This is a genomic window from Pseudomonas sp. I2 (assembly GCF_040984075.1).
In the GTDB taxonomy this organism is placed as follows: Bacteria; Pseudomonadota; Gammaproteobacteria; order Pseudomonadales; family Pseudomonadaceae; genus Aquipseudomonas; species Aquipseudomonas guariconensis_B.
Genome location: NZ_JBCGFQ010000021.1, coordinates 41,664 through 58,439, shown reverse-complemented (window position 1 = coordinate 58,439; position 16,776 = coordinate 41,664). Strand labels below are relative to the sequence as shown.

Here is a 16,776-nt window from a genome sequence, read left to right as displayed (position 1 = left end):
AGCCGGCGCGGCCCGCTGCCGCGCCGTCTCTTCGCCTGAAAATGAAACCGGTTTCATATCAACAAAAACAAGGACAAACGACCATGCACACGCACCCCGTTTCCATCAGCCTGTCGAGCTTCGGTGCCGATGCCGTGAAGCGTCAGGGCCAGCTCGCCTACCTGCCGCTCTTGGCTGCGTCCGGCGCCAGCCGTGTCGAGTGGCGCGAAGAACTGTTCGAGGCGTGGCCGGATGCCGTCATGCTGGCCACGGCCAGTGCCGAGCAGGGCCTGGAAAGCCTCTATTCGACGCCGCTGGAGCTCTGGCGCGAGGACGGCAGCCTGGAGCCGGAGGTGGCCGGGCGGTTGCGCCTGGCCTGCGCGATCGGGGCCGTGGCGTTGAAAGTCTCGTTGGGCCACTACCGCGACGATTGCGACCTCGAGGCCTTGCGCCCCCTGCTGGGGCACAGCGCGGCACTGTTCGTGGAGAACGACCAGACCGTCCAGGGTGGTCGCCTCGAGCCCCTGTTGCGCTTCTTCCAGCGCGCAGAAGAACAAGGCCTGGCACCCGGGATGACCTTCGACATCGGCAACTGGCACTGGCAGGACGAATCGCCCTTGCAGGCGGCGCAACTGTTGGGGCGCTGGGTGCGCTACGTACATTGCAAGGCCGTGGTGCGTCGTGACGACGGGCGCCTGGTGGCGGTGGAGCCGCAACCTGACGACCTTGCGCAGTGGTGCGAGCTGATGAGCCATTTCGCGCCCGGCGTGCCGCGCGCCATCGAATACCCTCTGGCTGGCGACGACCTGCCAGCCTTGACCCGGCGGCAGGTCGCGCACCTGGCCCAGTTGGGTTCGCAGGTGCGCCATGGCTGAACATGATGTGTTGTGCTTCGGCGAGACCATGGCCATGTTCGTCGCCGAACACTGCGGTGACCTGGCCCAGGTGCAAGGCTTCGGCAAGCGCATCGCCGGTGCCGACAGCAACGTGGCCATCGGCTTGGCACGTCTGGGCCTGCGGGTGAACTGGCTGAGCCGTGTCGGCGACGACTCCCTGGGGGCGTTCGTGCTGGCCAGCCTGCGCCGCGAAGGCCTGGGCTGCGACGCTGTCGAGGTCGACCCCGAGCATCCCACTGGCTTTCAGCTCAAGGCGCGCTGCGACGATGGCAGCGACCCGCAGGTGGAGTATTTCCGCCGTGGCTCGGCGGCCAGTCGCCTGTCGCCGGCAGCGCTGCGTCCTGAACTGTTGCAGGCGCGCCACCTGCACGCCACGGGCATCCCGCCGGCCTTGTCGGCGACCTGCCGCGAGCTGTCCCACCGGCTGCTGGATACCATGCGCGCCAACGGCCGCAGTATTTCCTTCGACCCCAACCTGCGGCCCTCGCTATGGCCGGACCGCCAGACCATGGTGCGCGAGATCAATGCCCTGGCGGTCAAGGCCCACTGGGTACTGCCGGGGCTGGAGGAGGGCCGCCTGCTCACCGGCCGGCAGACCCCGGAGGCCATCGCCGGCTTCTACCTGGAGCACGGCGTGCAATGCGTGGCCATCAAGCTGGGTGCCGAGGGCGCGTATTTTCGCGATGCCCGCGGTGGCGAAGGTGTGGTCGCCCCTCGACCGGTGGCCCAGGTGGTGGACACGGTCGGGGCGGGCGATGCTTTCGCCGTCGGCGTGATCAGCGCCTTGCTCGAGGGCCACGACCTGCGCCGCGCCGTGACGCGAGGCAACTGGTGCGGCAGCCGCGCGGTGCAGTCGCGCGGCGACATGGAAGGCCTGCCGCAGCGCCATGAACTGGACGATTACGAAGGCCGCTGTGGCGGCTGAACCCTGAACCACCGGCCCGGCCGGTACCTGTTGCAACAAAAACAAAAAGCTCAGGAGAAACATCATGCCGATCGAACGACTCGCGCCACGCCGTTGGTGGTACATCATGCCCATTGTCTTCATCACCTACAGCCTGGCCTACCTCGACCGTGCCAACTACGGCTTCGCCGCAGCCTCCGGCATGGCCGACGACCTGCACATCACCCCGGCGTTGTCCTCGTTGCTGGGGGCGCTGTTCTTCCTGGGGTATTTCTTCTTCCAGGTGCCTGGCGCGATCTATGCGCAAAAGCGCAGCGTGAAGAAACTGATCTTCGTCAGCCTGATCCTCTGGGGCGGCCTTGCGACCCTCACCGGCATGGTCCAGGACGTGTACCTGCTGATCGGCATCCGCTTCTTGCTCGGCGTGGTGGAGGCTGCCGTGATGCCAGCCATGCTCATCTACCTGTGCCACTGGTTCACCCGTGCCGAGCGTTCGCGGGCCAATACCTTCCTGATCCTCGGCAATCCCGTGACCATCCTCTGGATGTCGGTGGTCTCCGGCTATCTGGTCAAGCACTTCGACTGGCGCTGGATGTTCATCATCGAGGGCCTGCCGGCGGTGTTCTGGGCCTTCATCTGGTGGCGCCTGGTGGATGACCGCCCGGCCCAGGCCAAGTGGCTCAGCGAAGGCGAGAAGACAGCGCTGCAGGAGGCTCTGGACGCCGAGCAACAAGGTATCGCGCCGGTGAAGAACTACCGCGAGGCCTTCCGCTCGCCCAAGGTGATCGTGCTGTCGCTGCAGTACTTCTGCTGGAGCATCGGGGTCTACGGTTTCGTCCTCTGGCTGCCGTCGATCCTCAAGCACGCGGCCTCCGTGGACATCGTCACCGCCGGCTGGCTGTCGGCGGTGCCGTACCTGGTGGCGGTGCTGGCGATGCTCGGCGTGTCCTGGGCGTCCGACCGGATGCAGAAGCGCAAGCGCTTCGTCTGGCCACCGCTGCTGATCGCCGCCTTGGCCTTTTACGGCTCCTACAGCCTGGGCACCGAGCATTTCTGGTGGTCCTACGCGCTGCTGGTGATCGCCGGCGCCTGCATGTACGCCCCCTATGGCCCGTTCTTCGCCATCGTGCCCGAGGTGTTGCCGAGCAACGTCGCCGGCGGCGCCATGGCGCTGATCAACAGCATGGGCGCGCTGGGCTCGTTCTCCGGCTCCTGGCTGGTCGGCTACCTCAACGGCGTCACCGGTGGCCCCGGGGCTTCCTACCTGTTCATGTGCGGCTCGCTGCTGCTGGCCGTGGCCCTGACCGCCATCCTCAATCCGTCGCACCAGGCGCGTCGCTCCCGCCTGGCGCCCAGCCAATAGGTACCGATCATGAAAAAACGCATCGTCCTCTACAAACGCCTGTCCGATGAGCTCATGCAGCGTCTGCAGGCTCACGCCGAGGTGACCTTGGTCGAGGCCCCGTCTGCCGATGGCCTGGCCCGCCTGCGTGCGGCACTGCCTGGGGCCCATGGGCTGCTCGGCGCGAGCCTGCGCCTGGACAGCGCGCTGCTGGGCCTGGCGCCGCAGCTTGAAGTGGTCTCCAGTGTGTCGGTGGGGGTGGACAACTACGACATCGGCGAACTGGACCGCCGCGGCGTGCTGCTGACCAACACCCCCGACGTGCTCACCGAAACCACCGCCGACACCGGCTTCGCCCTGCTGCTGGCCTGCGCCCGGCGGGTGGTCGAGCTGGACGGCTGGATCCGCGATGGCCACTGGCGTGCTGGCATCGGCCCGGCGCAGTTCGGCTGCGACGTGCACGGCAAGACCCTCGGCATCGTCGGCATGGGGCGCATCGGCGAAGCCCTGGCGCGCCGGGCCCAGGCCGGCTTTGGTATGCAGGTGCTGTATCACACCCGGCGGCCGCGCCCCGAGGTGCAGGCGCGGCATGGGGCTCGTCACCGCAGCCTCGACGCCTTGCTGGCAGAGTCCGATTTCGTCTGCCTGTGCGTGCCCCTTGGCCCAGAGACGGAAAACCTCATCGGCGAGCGGGAACTGGCGCTGATGAAGCCCTCGGCGATCCTGGTGAACATCTCCCGTGGCCGGGTGCTGGACGAGCCGGCGCTGCTGCAGGCCCTGCGCGAGCGGCGCATCCGTGGCGCCGGCCTGGACGTCTTCGTTCGCGAGCCGTTGCCTGCGGACTCGCCGCTGCTGCAACTGGACAACCTGGTGGTGACCCCGCACATCGGCTCGGCCACCCAGGAAACCCGCGAAGCCATGGCCCGTTGCGCGGTGGACAACATGCTCGCCGCGCTGGCCGGCGAGCGGCCGGCGAACCTGGTGAACCCCCAGGCCTGGGAGCGCCGGGCAGGCTGACCAGACGGAGCCTGCACGGGCCCCAGCGTGGCTCGTTGCAGGCTTGCCGAGGCTACCCCCGAAAACAACAACAGCCCCGCACGAACGGAGCGTATGCCTTGTATGACCTGATTGACTTGTTAAAGGAGAGGCTCAAGCCATGCCTAACGACGAACCTGCCTTCGCGCAACCGGCGCGACGCGAGTTCCTGCGCAAATCACTGACCCTCATTCCGGTGGCGACCCTCGCCAGTACCGGCATGGGCGGGGTCGTGCTTGCCGAAACTGCCAAACCCGCATCCCCTGCGGCCCGAGAAAAAGCCCAGGTTCAGGCTCGCGCCTACCAGCCGACTTTCTTCAGCGCTGAAGAATGGGCGTTCATCGTCGCTGCCGTGTCGGTGCTGATTCCGGCCGATGCACTGGGCCCTGGTGCTGCGCAGGCCGGTGTGCCGGAGTTCATCGACCGCCAGCTCAATACCCGCTATGGCAGCGGTGGCCTGTGGTACATGCAGGGGCCGTTCCACCCGGATGCCCCGGCCGAACTGGGCTACCAGCTCAAGCTCAGCCCCCAGGAAATCTATCGCCTGGGTATCCAGGAGACCGATGCCTGGTGCAAGGCGCAGTGGCAAAAGCCCTTCGCCGAGATGCCCCTTGCGCAACAGGAGCAGGCCCTGGAAGCCCTGGACAGTGGCAAGGCGCAGTTCCAGTCGGTGCCCGCCGCGACCTTCTTCGCCATGCTCTGGCTCAACACCCGCGAAGGCTTCTTCAGCGACCCTCTGCACGGCGGCAACCAAGGCATGGCCGGCTGGAAACTGGTGGGGTTCCCCGGTGCCCGCGCCGATTTCATGGATTGGGTGGAGCGCGACGAGCGCTATCCCTTCCCGCCGGTATCCATCAGTGGCGAGCGAGGCTGAGCAATGGCCCAGGTGATGAAAAAAGTCGATGCGGTCATCGTCGGGTTCGGCTGGACCGGCGCCATCATGGCCAAGGAGCTGACCGAGGCTGGCCTGCAGGTGGTGGCCCTGGAGCGCGGGCCTGCCCGTGACACCTACCCGGACGGGGTCTATCCGCAGACCATGGACGAGCTGACCTACAACTCGCGCAAGAAGCTGTTCATGGACATCTCCCGCGAGACCGTGACCTTGCGCCACAGCCTGAACGATATCGCCGTACCCTATCGCCAGTTCGGCGCCTTCCTCCCCGGCACGGGGACCGGCGGGGCAGGGCTGCACTGGTCCGGCGTGCACTTTCGGGTCGACCCGATGGAGCTGCGCATGCGCAGCCATTACGAGGAACGCTACGGCAAGGCCTTCATCCCCGAAGGCATGACCATCCAGGACTTCGGCGTCAGCTATGAAGAACTGGAGCCGTACTTCGATTTCGCCGAGAAGGTCTTCGGTACCTCCGGCACCGCCTGGTCGATCAAGGGCCAGGTGGTCGGTCGCGACACAGGCGGCAACCCGTTCTCCCCGGACCGCTCCGATGACTTCCCGCTGCCGGCGCAGAAGAACACCGTTTCGGCCCAGTTGTTCGAAAAGGCCGCCCGCGAGGTCGGCTACCACCCCTACAACCTGCCCTCAGCCAACACCTCCGGCCCTTACACCAACCCCTACGGGGCCCAGATGGGGCCGTGCAACTTCTGTGGCTACTGCAGTGGCTATGCCTGCTACATGTATTCCAAGGCCTCGCCCAACGTGAATATCCTGCCGGCCCTGCGCCAGGCGGAGAACTTCGAGCTGCGCAACAACGCCCATGTGCTGCGGGTGAACCTCAACGTCGAGAAGAACCTGGCCACCGGCGTGACCTACGTCGATGCCCAGGGGCGCGAAGTGGAGCAGCCGGCGGACCTGGTGATCCTCGGCGCGTTCCAGTTCAACAACGTGCGCCTGATGCTGCTCTCGGGTATCGGCAAACCCTACGACCCGGTCCGCAACGAAGGGGTGGTGGGGCGCAACTTCGCCTTCCAGAACCTCTCCACGGTGACGGCATTCTTCGATAAGGACAGCCACCACACCAACCCCTTCATCGGTGCCGGCGGCAATGGCGTGGCGGTGGACGACTTCAATGCCGACAACTTCGACCACGGTCCTCACGGCTTCGTCGGCGGCTCGCCATTCTGGGTCAACCAGGCCGGCACCAAGCCTATCGCCGGTACCAAGACCCCGCCGGGTACGCCCAAGTGGGGCAGTGCCTGGAAGGCCGCGGTGGCCGACAGCTACAGGCACATGCTGTCGATGGACGCCCACGGTGCGCACCAGTCCTACCGCGACAACTACCTGGACCTGGACCCGGTGTACAAGGACGCCTACGGCTTGCCGCTGCTGCGCATGACCTTCGACTGGAAGGACAACGACGTGAAGATGAACCGCTTCATGGTCGAGAAGATGCGCAAGATCGCCGAGGCCATGGGGCCCAAGGCGCTCACCGCATCGATGAAGGACTTCGGCGAGCATTTCGATGCCACCACCTACCAGACCACCCACCTCAACGGCGGCGCGATCATGGGCACCGATCCCAAGACCAGCGCCATCAATCGCTACTTGCAGAGCTGGGACGTGCACAACGTGTTCGTACCGGGCGCCTCGGCCTTCCCCCAAGGGCTGGGCTACAACCCCACCGGGCTGGTGGCGGCGCTGACCTACTGGTCGGCACGGGCCATTCGCCAGGTGTACCTGAAGAACCCAGGTCCACTGGTGCAGGCATAGGAGGTCGAGCATGAAACGATTTCTGATCGCCGCCCTGAGCCTGGGCGTCAGTACCCTGTCGTACGCGGCAGACGCCGTCGACCCAGCGCTGGTGAAGCAGGGCGAGTACCTGGCTCGCGCCGGCGACTGCGTGGCCTGCCACACGGCCAAGGGCGGCAAGCCGTTCGCCGGTGGCCTGCCCATGGAGACGCCCATCGGTACGCTGTATTCGACCAACATCACCCCCCACCCGACCGGCATCGGCGACTACCGCTACGAGGACTTCGAGCGCGCCGTGCGCCAGGGCATCGGCAAGAACGGCAGTACCCTGTACCCGGCCATGCCGTATCCTTCCTACGCCCGGGTCAGCGACGACGACATGCGTGCCCTCTACGCCTACTTCATGCACGGCGTGCCGCCGGTGGAGCAGGCCAACCAGGACAGCGACATCCCCTGGCCGTTGAGCATGCGCTGGCCGCTGGCGTTCTGGCGCGGGTTGTTCGCCCCCGAGGTCAAGCCGTTCGAGGCCGCTGGCCGCGACCCGGTGCTGGCCCGTGGCGCATACCTGGTCGAGGGCCTGGGGCATTGTGGTGCCTGCCACACGCCCCGGGCGCTGACCATGCAGGAAAAAGCCCTGGACGCCTCTGAGGGCGATGCTTACCTGTCTGGCAGTGCTCCGCTGGAAGGCTGGATCGCCAAGAACCTGCGTGGAGACCACAAGGACGGCCTGGGCAGTTGGAGCGAGGCGCAGATCGTCGACTTCCTCAAGACTGGGCGCAACGAGCGCACCGCGGTGTTCGGCGGTATGAGCGACGTGGTCGAGCACAGCATGCAGTACATGAGCGATGCCGACCTCACCGCCATTGCCCGCTACCTGAAGTCGTTGCCGCCGGTGAACCCGAACGACACGCCGTTCCGGGAGGACCGCCAGGTCGCCGAAGCCTTGTGGAAGGGCGATGACGGCAAGACTGGCGCGGCGCTCTACGTGGACAACTGCGCCGCCTGCCACCGTACGGATGGCAAGGGGTACGCGCGGGTGTTCCCGGCCCTGGCCGGCAACCCGGTCTTGCAGGGCGAGGATGCCACCTCGCTGATCCATATCGTGCTCGAAGGCGGGACCCTGCCGGCTACGGCGACAGCGCCTTCTACCTTCACGATGCCGGGCTTCGCCTGGCGGATGACGGACCAGGAGGTGGCCGATGTGGTCAACTTCATCCGCGGCAGCTGGGGCAACCAGGGCGCGACCGTGACGGCGCGCCAGGTGGCCGGTTTGCGCAAAGGGCCACGGCCTGCGCTGACGGTCGACTCGCTGATCGGCGATACGACAGGGGTGAAGGAGCCCTGACCTGCCAGGGGGCTGCAAGGCAGCCCCCGCTCAAGCACCGCGAAACACCACGCCGATACGCTTGCACTCCCATCGTTCTGCTCATCGCCCTCCCGGCCCGTCACCAGGGGCAAGGCCTGTAGCTGTGTTCGCAAAGCCACGAAACAGGCCGTGCAGGCTATTCTGACAAGCCAGCAGCCCGGACTATGCTTGCCAGCGAGAGGAACGAGCTTGCCACCTGCGGCAAATACGACAACTGCCGGCAGCACCTTGAACAGGGTGCCGTTGCTGGACACGAGGGAGAGCGTCCATGAGCGAGGAGTCCAGGCCGGTACCCGCCGGCTTCAGCGAGCAGCAACTGCACACCTTGTTCGACCTGATCAGCGACGGCATCTGGGATTGGAACGCCAATACCGGTTATGTCTACCGCAACCCCGGCTGGTACGCCATGCTCGGCTATGAGAGCCATTCCATGGCCAACAACGTGCTCACCTGGGAGAGCGTGATCCACCCGGAGGACTATCCACGGGTGATGGCCCACTTCGAGGCGTACATCAACCAGCGCAACGAACGCTACCGTATCGAATACCGCTGCCGTTGCCAGGATGGCAGCTATATCTGGATCGAGGACAGCGGCCACATCATCGCTCGCAACGAGGATGGTTCGGTGGCGCGCATGCTCGGCGCCCACCGCAACATCGACGCGGGCAAGCGCCTGGTGATCGAGCTCCAGCAGAAGAACCAGTCCCTGGAGAGCCAGGTGGCCGAACGGACGCGCGAACTGTCCTGGGTGAACCAGCAGTTGCAACGGCAACTGGACGAGAACCGCGAACTGGCCGAGCGCGATGCGCTGACCCGGACGGCCAATCGCTATCGCCTGGAAAAGACCCTGCAGCAGGAATGCGAAAGGGCCCGGCGCTTCCGCCAGTCGCTGGCGTTGATCGTCATGGACGTGGACGACTTCAAGCCGATCAACGACCACTACGGCCATGCCCGTGGCGATGCGGCGCTGCTCGAGGTGGTGGAGCGCATCCGCCAGTGCCTGCGCGACCAGGACCTGCTGGCGCGCTGGGGTGGGGATGAGTTCGTCGTGGTGCTGCCGCAGACAGGTCTGGAGGAGGCGCTGCAGGTGGCGAGGGCGATTCGCCAGGCCATGGAGGCGGTCGAGCCGGTGGGGGATTACCGCCTGACCATGAGCTACGGGGTGGTGCAGTGGCGGGAGGACGAAGACCAGTACTGCCTGCTGGCCCGTGCCGACAAGGCCCTGTACCGGGCCAAGGCGGCTGGCAAGGATACCGTGGGTGAGTAGGGGAGCCGGGGTGGCCACCCGCACATGAAAAAAGACCCGCGGCGCCTGGGACGCAGCGGGTCAAGTCGGCTGTCGCCGCTTCAGTATCAGATGTGCAGGGCGTGGCCCAGGGCGCGCAAGGCCGCTTCCTGGACGGTCTCGCCGAGGGTGGGATGGGCATGGATGGTGCCGGCGACGTCTTCCAGGCGCGCACCCATCTCCAGGGACTGGGCGAAGGCGCAGGACAGCTCCGAGACACCCACCCCCACAGCCTGCCAGCCGAGGATCAAATGGTTGTCACGGCGCGCCACCACCCGCACGAAGCCACTCTTGGACTCCAGCGTCATGGCCCGCCCGTTGGCGGCGAAGGGGAACTGCGCGACGATGCAGTCCAGCCCCTCCTGGCCCGCCTGTTCCGGGCTCTTGCCGACCACCACCAGCTCCGGGTCGGTGAAGCACACCGCAGCGATCGCGGTGGGTTCGAAGCGCCGCGCCTTGCCGGCGATCAGCTCGGCGACCATCTCGCCCTGGGCCATGGCCCGGTGGGCCAGCATCGGTTCGCCGGTCAGGTCGCCGATGGCCCAGACATTGCGCATGCTGGTCTGGCAGCGCGCATCCACGGCCACGGCCGGGCCGTTCATCTTCAGGTCCAGGCACTCCAGGTTGAAGCCCTGGGTACGCGGCCGGCGGCCGACCGCCACCAGCACCTGGTCGGCCTCCAGGCGCAGTTGCCCGCCCTGGCCATCGCTGGCCAGCAGGCAACCCTCTTCGTAGCCTTCGACGCTGTGCCCCAGGTGCAGGGCGATGCCTAGCTTCTTCAGCGACTCGGCCACCGGTTGGGTGAGTTCGGCGTCATAGGTCGGCAGGATGCGCTCGCGCGCCTCCACCACGCTGACCTGGGCCCCCAGCTTGCGGTAGGCGATGCCCAGCTCCAGGCCGATGTAGCCGCCACCGACTACCACCAGGTGCCGGGGCAGGGCCTTCGGCGCCAGCGCCTCGGTCGAGGAGATCACCGGGCCGCCCAGGGGCAGCATGGGCAGCTCCACGCTATTGGAGCCTGTGGCCAGCAGCAGGTGCTCGCACTGGATGTGCTGGCCATCGACTTCCACGCGCTTGCCATCGATGATCTTCGCCCAACCATGGATCACCTTGACCCCATGCTTCTTCAGCAGGGCGGCGACGCCACTGGTCAGGCGGTCGACGATGCCGTCCTTCCATTCGACGCTGCGGCTGATGTCCAGGCGTGGCGAAGACACGCTGATGCCCAGGGCGGACTGCTCATTGTGCTGGCAGGCCTGGTGGAACTGCTCGGCGACATGGATCAATGCCTTGGACGGGATACAGCCGATCTTCAGGCAGGTGCCGCCCAGGGCCTGGCCTTCGACCAGCACGGTGGGGATGCCCAGTTGTCCGGCGCGGATGGCGGCCACGTAGCCGCCGGGGCCGCCGCCGATGATCAGCAGGGTGGTATTGAGGATCTGTTGCATGCTCACTCCACGAACAGGCAGGCGGGCTGTTCCAGCAGGCCGCGCACGGCCTGAATGAACAGGGCTGCATCCATGCCATCGACCACGCGGTGGTCGAAGGAACTGGACAGGTTCATCATCTTGCGCACGACGATCTGGCCGTCGATCACCATGGGCCGCTCGACGATGCGGTTGACGCCGACGATGGCCACTTCCGGGGTGTTGACCACCGGCGTGCTGGCGATACCGCCAAGGGCCCCGAGGCTGGTCAGGGTGATGGTCGAGCCGGACAGTTCCTCGCGGCTGGCCTTGTTGCTACGGGCGGCATGGGCCAGGCGGGCGATCTCGCTGGCATTGCTCCACAGGCTGCCCGCCTCGGCATGGCGCAGTACCGGCACCATCAGGCCGTTGTCGCCCTGGGTGGCGATCCCCACGTGCACCGCGCCATGGCGGGTGATGACCTGGGCCTCGTCGTCGTAGGTGGCGTTGATCTGCGGGAAGTCACGCAGTGCCACGACCATCGCACGCACCAGGAACGGCAGCAGGGTCAGCTTGCCACGGCTGTCGCCATGCTTCTGGTTGAGCTGCTGGCGCAGGGCCTCGAGGGCGGTGACGTCGATTTCCTCGACATAGCTGAAATGAGCGACACGGCGCTTGGCATCCTGCATGCGCTGGGCGATCTTGCGGCGCAGGCCGATCACCGGCACCTGTTCACTGTCGGTGCGCTTGGCGTAGCCGCCCGGCGCCTGGCCGGCGCTGGTCTGCGGCTTGCGCATGAAGGCATCGAGGTCTTCGTGCAGGATGCGCCCGGCGGGGCCGCTGCCATGCACGTAGCGCAGCTCGATACCGGCATCCAGCGCGCGCTTGCGCACGGCAGGGGAGGCCAGCGGTTTCTCGTGGGCCTGGCGTGGCACGATGGGCGCGGCGGGCGCGCTGGCGTGTGCGACGGGCGCCTGGGCCTCGACATGCGGCGCGGGCTCGGCCGGGGGCGGCGCGGCCTCGGCTGCCAGCGGTCTGGCCTGAGGCTCGTCGACATGGTTGCCGCTGCCTTCGACCTCGATGCGGATCAGCTCGCTGCCCACCGCCATGACTTCACCCGGCTGGCCGCCCAGGGACAGCACCTTGCCGCTGACTGGCGAGGGGATTTCCACGGTGGCCTTGTCGGTCATGACATCGGCCACCACCTGGTCCTCGGCGATCATGTCGCCGACCTTGACGAACCACTCCACCAACTCGACCTGCGCGATGCCTTCGCCAATGTCCGGCATCTTGATGACGTGCGTGCCCATTCAGACCTCCATGACCCGTTTCAATGCCACGCCTACCCGCGAAGGGCCGGGGAAGTAGGCCCATTCCTGTGCGTGGGGGTAGGGGGTGTCCCAGCCGGTGACGCGCTCGATCGGCGCCTCGAGGTGATGGAAGCAATGCTCCTGGACCAGCGCCACCAGTTCGGCGCCGAAGCCGCAGGTACGGGTGGCCTCGTGGACCACCACGCAGCGGCCGGTCTTCTTCACCGACTCGACGATGGTCTCCAGGTCCAGCGGCCAGAGGCTGCGCAGGTCGATGACCTCGGCGTCGACGCCGGTCTCCTCGGCAGCCGCCTGGGCCACGTAGACCGTGGTGCCGTAGGTCAGCACGGTGACGTCGTTGCCCGGGCGGGCGATCGCCGCCTTGTCCAGGGGCACGCTGTAGTAGCCATCCGGCACGGCGCTGTGCGGGTGCTTGGCCCAAGGCGTCACCGGGCGCTCGTGGTGGCCGTCGAAGGGGCCGTTGTACAGGCGCTTGGGCTCGAGGAAGATCACCGGGTCGTCGCATTCGATCGAGGCGATCAGCAGGCCCTTGGCGTCATAGGGGTTGGACGGCATCACCGTGCGCAGGCCGCAGACCTGGGTGAACATCGCCTCCGGGCTCTGGCTGTGGGTCTGGCCGCCGTAGATGCCGCCGCCGCAGGGCATGCGCAGGGTCAGCGGGGCGATGAACTCGCCGGCCGACCGGTAGCGCAGGCGCGCCAGCTCCGAGACGATCTGGTCGGAGGCCGGGTAGAAGTAGTCGGCGAACTGGATCTCCACCACCGGGCGCAGGCCGTAGGCGCCCATGCCCACGGCGGTCCCGACGATGCCGCTCTCGGAGATCGGCGCGTCGAACACCCGCGACTTGCCGTACTTGTTTTGCAAGCCTTCGGTGCAACGGAACACGCCGCCGAAGTAACCGACGTCCTGGCCGTAGATCACCACATTGTCGTCGCGCTCGAGCATGACATCCATGGCCGAGCGCAGGGCCTGGATCATGGTCATGGTGGTGGTGGACATGGCGGTTTCCAGATGGATGCTGTTGTTGTGGTCGTTCATCTCAGACCCCCAGTTCCTGGCGCTGGCGGCGCAGGTGTTCGGGCATCTCCTTGTACACGTCCTCGAACATCGAGGCGGCACTGGGGATATGGCCATTGCTCAGGGTGCCGTACTGCTCGGCTTCCTTCTGGGCCTTGAGGACCTCGGCCTCGAGCTCGGCGGTGACCGCCTGGTGTTCTTGCTCGGACCAGTGGCCGATGGCGATCAGGTGCTGTTTCAGGCGAGCGATCGGGTCACCCAGCGGGAAGTGGCTCCAGTCGTCGGCCGGGCGGTACTTGGACGGGTCGTCCGACGTCGAGTGCGGGCCGGCGCGGTAGGTGACCCATTCGATCAGGCTCGGGCCCAGGCCGCGGCGGGCGCGCTCGGCAGCCCAGCGCGAGGCGGCGTACACCGCGAGGAAGTCGTTGCCATCGACCCGCAGCGAGGCGATGCCGCAGCCGACACCACGGCCGGCGAAGGTGGTCGCTTCGCCACCGGCGATGGCCTGGAAGGTGGAGATGGCCCACTGGTTGTTGACCACGTTGAGAATCACCGGGGCGCGGTAGACGTGGGCGAAGGTCAGGGCGGTGTGGAAGTCGGACTCGGCGGTGGCGCCATCGCCGATCCAGGCCGAGGCGATCTTGGTATCGCCCTTGATCGCCGAGGCCATGGCCCAGCCGACCGCCTGGACGAACTGGGTCGCCAGGTTGCCGCTGATGGTGAAGAAGCCGGCTTCGCGCACCGAATACATGATCGGCAGCTGGCGGCCCTTGAGCGGATCGCGCTCGTTGGACAGCAACTGGCAGATCATCTCCACCAGCGACACGTCGCGGGCCATCAGGATGCTCTGCTGGCGGTAGGTGGGGAAGCACATGTCGGTGCGGTTCAGCGCCAGGGCCTGGGCGCTGCCGATGGCCTCCTCGCCCAGGCTCTGCATGTAGAAGGACATCTTCTTCTGGCGCTGGGCGACGACCATGCGGTTGTCGAAGATCCGCGTCTTGAGCATGGCACGCATGCCTTGGCGCAGGATTTGCGGGTCGATGCCTTCGGCCCATGGGCCCAGGGCATTGCCCTGCTCGTCGAGCACGCGGACCAGGCTGGAGGAGAGGTCTGCGGTGTCGGCGGGTTCGACATCGATGGGCGGTTTACGGACTTGCCCTGCGTCGTTCAGGCGCAGGTAGGAGAAATCGGTCTGGCAGCCTGGCCGGCCGGTAGGCTCGGGCACATGCAAACGCAGGGGGGCGTACTCGTTCATGCTTTTTACGCTCGCTCGGATGTTGTTTTTGTGAGCTTTGAAGCGGCCGCCGCTGGATACCGGCTTGTGACCGGTAGGTCAGCGTTAAATACAATCATAGGGGCATGGCAGGAGAATTTTTCTCTCAAGTTGATTGCCTTCGCCGCCAGGCGCAGATAAATATTCTGTACAAACACAAGAAACAGGTGAATTTGTCTCATGCGCAAACTGGATCGCACGGATATCGGCATTCTCAACAGCCTTCAGGAAAACGCCCGGATCACCAACGCCGAGCTGGCCCGTTCGGTGAACCTGTCGCCCACGCCCTGTTTCAACCGGGTCAAGGCCATGGAGGAGCTGGGGGTGATCCGCCAGCAGGTGACCCTGCTGTCGCCCGAGGTGCTGGGGCTGGACGTCAACGTGTTCATCCACGTGAGCCTGGAGAAGCAGGTGGAGCAGTCGCTGCATCGCTTCGAGGAAGAGATTGCCGAGCGGCCGGAGGTGATGGAGTGTTACCTGATGACCGGTGACCCGGACTACCTGTTGCGCGTGTTGCTGCCCAGCATCCAGGCGCTGGAGCGTTTTCTCGACTACCTGACGCGCCTGCCTGGGGTGGCCAACATCCGCTCCAGCTTTGCCCTCAAGCAGGTGCGTTACAAGACCGCCTTGCCGTTGCCGGCCAATGGCATGACCTTGCGCGAGTGAGCGGGGCAGTGTCAGCCCCTTCCCACAAGTTTCTCGCGAGATCAATCCCCCGCTGTTCATAAATTGCTACGGAAACCTTCCGGGCTGCTTGATATTTTCAACGCCCAGCGCCTATGGTTGTGCCTGTCGCCGTTCACGGCATACGAAAACAATAAGGACAGTGTCATGACGACCAATGACCAGCGCTCGTTCGCCGAGCGCTTGACGGGCATTGACGAGATCGAGTGCATAACCCCCGACCTCAATGGCATCCCTCGCGGCAAGGTAATGACCGCCGAGGGTTTCCTCGAGGGCCGGCGCCTGCAGATGGCGCGAGGGGTATTGCTGCAGTGCATCATGGGCGGCTACCCGCCGGCCAGGTTCTATGGCAGCGACGACGGCGACCTGGCCCTGGTGGCCGACCCTGCGCAGGTCCACCGCCTGCCCTGGAGCGACGAGCCGCGGGCGCTGGCCATCTGCGACGCGGTCGAGTTGGACGGCGCGCCATCGCGGCTGTCCAGCCGTGGTCAGCTCAAGGCGGTGATCGCCCGCTACGCGGCCAAGGGGCTGGCGCCGGTGGTCGCCACCGAGCTTGAGTTCTTCGTCTTCGCGCCCAACCCGGACCCCACCCAGCCCTTCCTGCCGCCGCAGGGCCTGGACGGCCGCCGCGAACTGGGGCACTCGGCCTTCAGCGTCAGCTCCAACAACGGCCTGCGCCCCTTCTTCAACGAGGTGTACCGGTGCATGGCGGCCCTTGGTTTGCCGCGCGATACCTTCATGCACGAGATGGGCGTCAGCCAGTTCGAGATCAACCTGCTGCACGGCGACCCGCTGTTGCTGGCCGACCAGACGTTCCTGTTCAAGCACCTGCTCAAGGAGGTGGCGCTCAAGCATGGCCTGACCGTGGTATGCATGGCCAAGCCGCTGGCCCACACGCCGGGCAGTTCGATGCACCTGCACCAGAGCCTGGTGCAGCTCGACACGGGGCGCAATGTGTTCAGCGACGCGCAGGGCCAGCCGACCGAGACGTTCCATCACTTCATCGGCGGCCTGCAGGCCTGCATGGCCGACTTCACCGCGCTGTTCGCGCCCAACGTCAACGCCTACCAGCGCCTGTGCCACCCGTACGCCTCGCCGAACAATGCCTGCTGGTCGCACGACAACCGTGCCGCGGGCTTGCGCATCCCGGCCAGTTCGGCGGCGGCGCGACGGGTCGAGAACCGCCTGCCAGGCGCCGACGCCAATCCTTACCTGGCCATTGCCGCCAGCCTTGCCGCCGGCCTGCACGGCATCGAACAGCGCTTGCAGCCGGAACCGGCCATCCAGGGCGAGTTCGCAGTGCCTGACCACCTCAGCCTGCCCTGCACCTTGCATGCGGCCCTGGAGCGCCTCAAGCGCAGCGCCCTGGCCCGGGAGCTGTTCGGCGAGGAGTTCATCGATGGCTACGTCGCCACCAAGTCCCTGGAGCTGACCGACTTCCTCGATGAGATCACGCCCTGGGAGCGACGCGTGCTGGCGGCACAGGCCTGATCGTGACACAACCGGCACTGGACGCGCGCCCGGCGATTTTTTTCCGCGCCGGGGGCCTGCACCACCCTGGATTTCCCCTTATGCTTGCCCTGCAGTGGCCATGCAGGCCACCCGTCTTCTCCA

The 16,776-nt window shown here is 66.3% G+C and carries 14 protein-coding genes; 10 read left to right on the top strand and 4 right to left on the bottom strand.

What is annotated here, in order from left to right; genetic code table 11:
- Window positions 1–83: 83 nt before the first annotated feature.
- The 8 genes from WCE05_RS12830 to WCE05_RS12795 all read left to right on the top strand — a co-directional run bounded on the left by WCE05_RS12830 (window position 84) and on the right by WCE05_RS12795 (window position 9,433).
- Window positions 84–854: a sugar phosphate isomerase/epimerase family protein gene (locus WCE05_RS12830; RefSeq protein WP_368816033.1), complete on the top strand. Its 771-nt coding sequence runs from the start codon at window positions 84–86 to the stop codon at window positions 852–854.
- Window positions 847–1,800 carry a sugar kinase gene (locus WCE05_RS12825; RefSeq protein ID WP_225789344.1) on the top strand — a complete coding sequence of 318 codons (954 nt, stop codon included), beginning with the start codon at window positions 847–849 and terminating at the stop codon, window positions 1,798–1,800. Before WCE05_RS12830 ends, WCE05_RS12825 begins: the two co-directional genes overlap by 8 nt.
- Before the next feature lie 64 nt (window positions 1,801–1,864).
- Window positions 1,865–3,142, top strand: coding sequence for an MFS transporter (locus tag WCE05_RS12820; RefSeq protein ID WP_225789343.1), 1,278 nt, complete (start codon window positions 1,865–1,867; stop codon window positions 3,140–3,142).
- Window positions 3,143–3,151: 9 nt separating this feature from the next.
- On the top strand, window positions 3,152–4,138 hold the full coding sequence (locus WCE05_RS12815) for a 2-hydroxyacid dehydrogenase (protein WP_368816032.1): 987 nt from the start codon (window positions 3,152–3,154) through the stop codon (window positions 4,136–4,138).
- Between the two features lie 139 nt (window positions 4,139–4,277).
- Window positions 4,278–5,030, top strand: a complete 753-nt coding sequence (locus WCE05_RS12810) for a gluconate 2-dehydrogenase subunit 3 family protein (protein WP_368816031.1) — start codon at window positions 4,278–4,280, stop codon at window positions 5,028–5,030.
- A gap of 3 nt (window positions 5,031–5,033) precedes the next feature.
- On the top strand, window positions 5,034–6,821 hold the full coding sequence (locus tag WCE05_RS12805; protein ID WP_225789340.1) for a GMC family oxidoreductase: 1,788 nt from the start codon (window positions 5,034–5,036) through the stop codon (window positions 6,819–6,821).
- 10 nt (window positions 6,822–6,831) lie between these two features.
- Entirely contained in the window at window positions 6,832–8,145 is a 1,314-nt protein-coding gene (locus WCE05_RS12800) for a c-type cytochrome (protein WP_368816030.1), read from the top strand.
- 289 nt (window positions 8,146–8,434) lie between these two features.
- Window positions 8,435–9,433, top strand: coding sequence for a diguanylate cyclase (locus tag WCE05_RS12795; protein WP_225789338.1), 999 nt, complete (start codon window positions 8,435–8,437; stop codon window positions 9,431–9,433).
- Window positions 9,434–9,519: 86 nt separating this feature from the next.
- Here the strand turns inward: WCE05_RS12795 and lpdA are convergent, their stop codons facing one another.
- Genes lpdA through WCE05_RS12775 form a run of 4 tightly spaced genes read right to left on the bottom strand, consistent with a single transcriptional unit; the run spans window position 9,520 to window position 14,460 of the window.
- Complete coding sequence (lpdA, locus tag WCE05_RS12790; RefSeq protein WP_368816029.1) at window positions 9,520–10,899, bottom strand: dihydrolipoyl dehydrogenase; 1,380 nt, start codon at window positions 10,897–10,899, stop codon at window positions 9,520–9,522.
- Window positions 10,900–10,901: 2 nt separating this feature from the next.
- Window positions 10,902–12,167 (bottom strand): dihydrolipoamide acetyltransferase family protein, encoded by a 1,266-nt coding sequence (locus tag WCE05_RS12785; protein WP_368816028.1) that lies wholly within the window; start codon window positions 12,165–12,167, stop codon window positions 10,902–10,904.
- Window positions 12,168–13,226 carry an alpha-ketoacid dehydrogenase subunit beta gene (locus WCE05_RS12780; RefSeq protein WP_368816027.1) on the bottom strand — a complete coding sequence of 353 codons (1,059 nt, stop codon included), beginning with the start codon at window positions 13,224–13,226 and terminating at the stop codon, window positions 12,168–12,170.
- 1 nt (window position 13,227) lies between these two features.
- Window positions 13,228–14,460, bottom strand: a complete 1,233-nt coding sequence (locus WCE05_RS12775) for a 3-methyl-2-oxobutanoate dehydrogenase (2-methylpropanoyl-transferring) subunit alpha (RefSeq protein WP_225789334.1) — start codon at window positions 14,458–14,460, stop codon at window positions 13,228–13,230.
- Window positions 14,461–14,658: 198 nt separating this feature from the next.
- Between WCE05_RS12775 and bkdR the strand changes: the two genes are divergently transcribed.
- Together bkdR and WCE05_RS12765 are read left to right on the top strand one after the other, a co-directional pair.
- Window positions 14,659–15,144: a Bkd operon transcriptional regulator BkdR gene (gene bkdR / locus WCE05_RS12770; protein ID WP_054891915.1), complete on the top strand. Its 486-nt coding sequence runs from the start codon at window positions 14,659–14,661 to the stop codon at window positions 15,142–15,144.
- 267 nt (window positions 15,145–15,411) lie between these two features.
- Window positions 15,412–16,653: a glutamine synthetase family protein gene (locus tag WCE05_RS12765; protein ID WP_225789374.1), complete on the top strand. Its 1,242-nt coding sequence runs from the start codon at window positions 15,412–15,414 to the stop codon at window positions 16,651–16,653.
- Window positions 16,654–16,776: the final 123 nt, after the last annotated feature.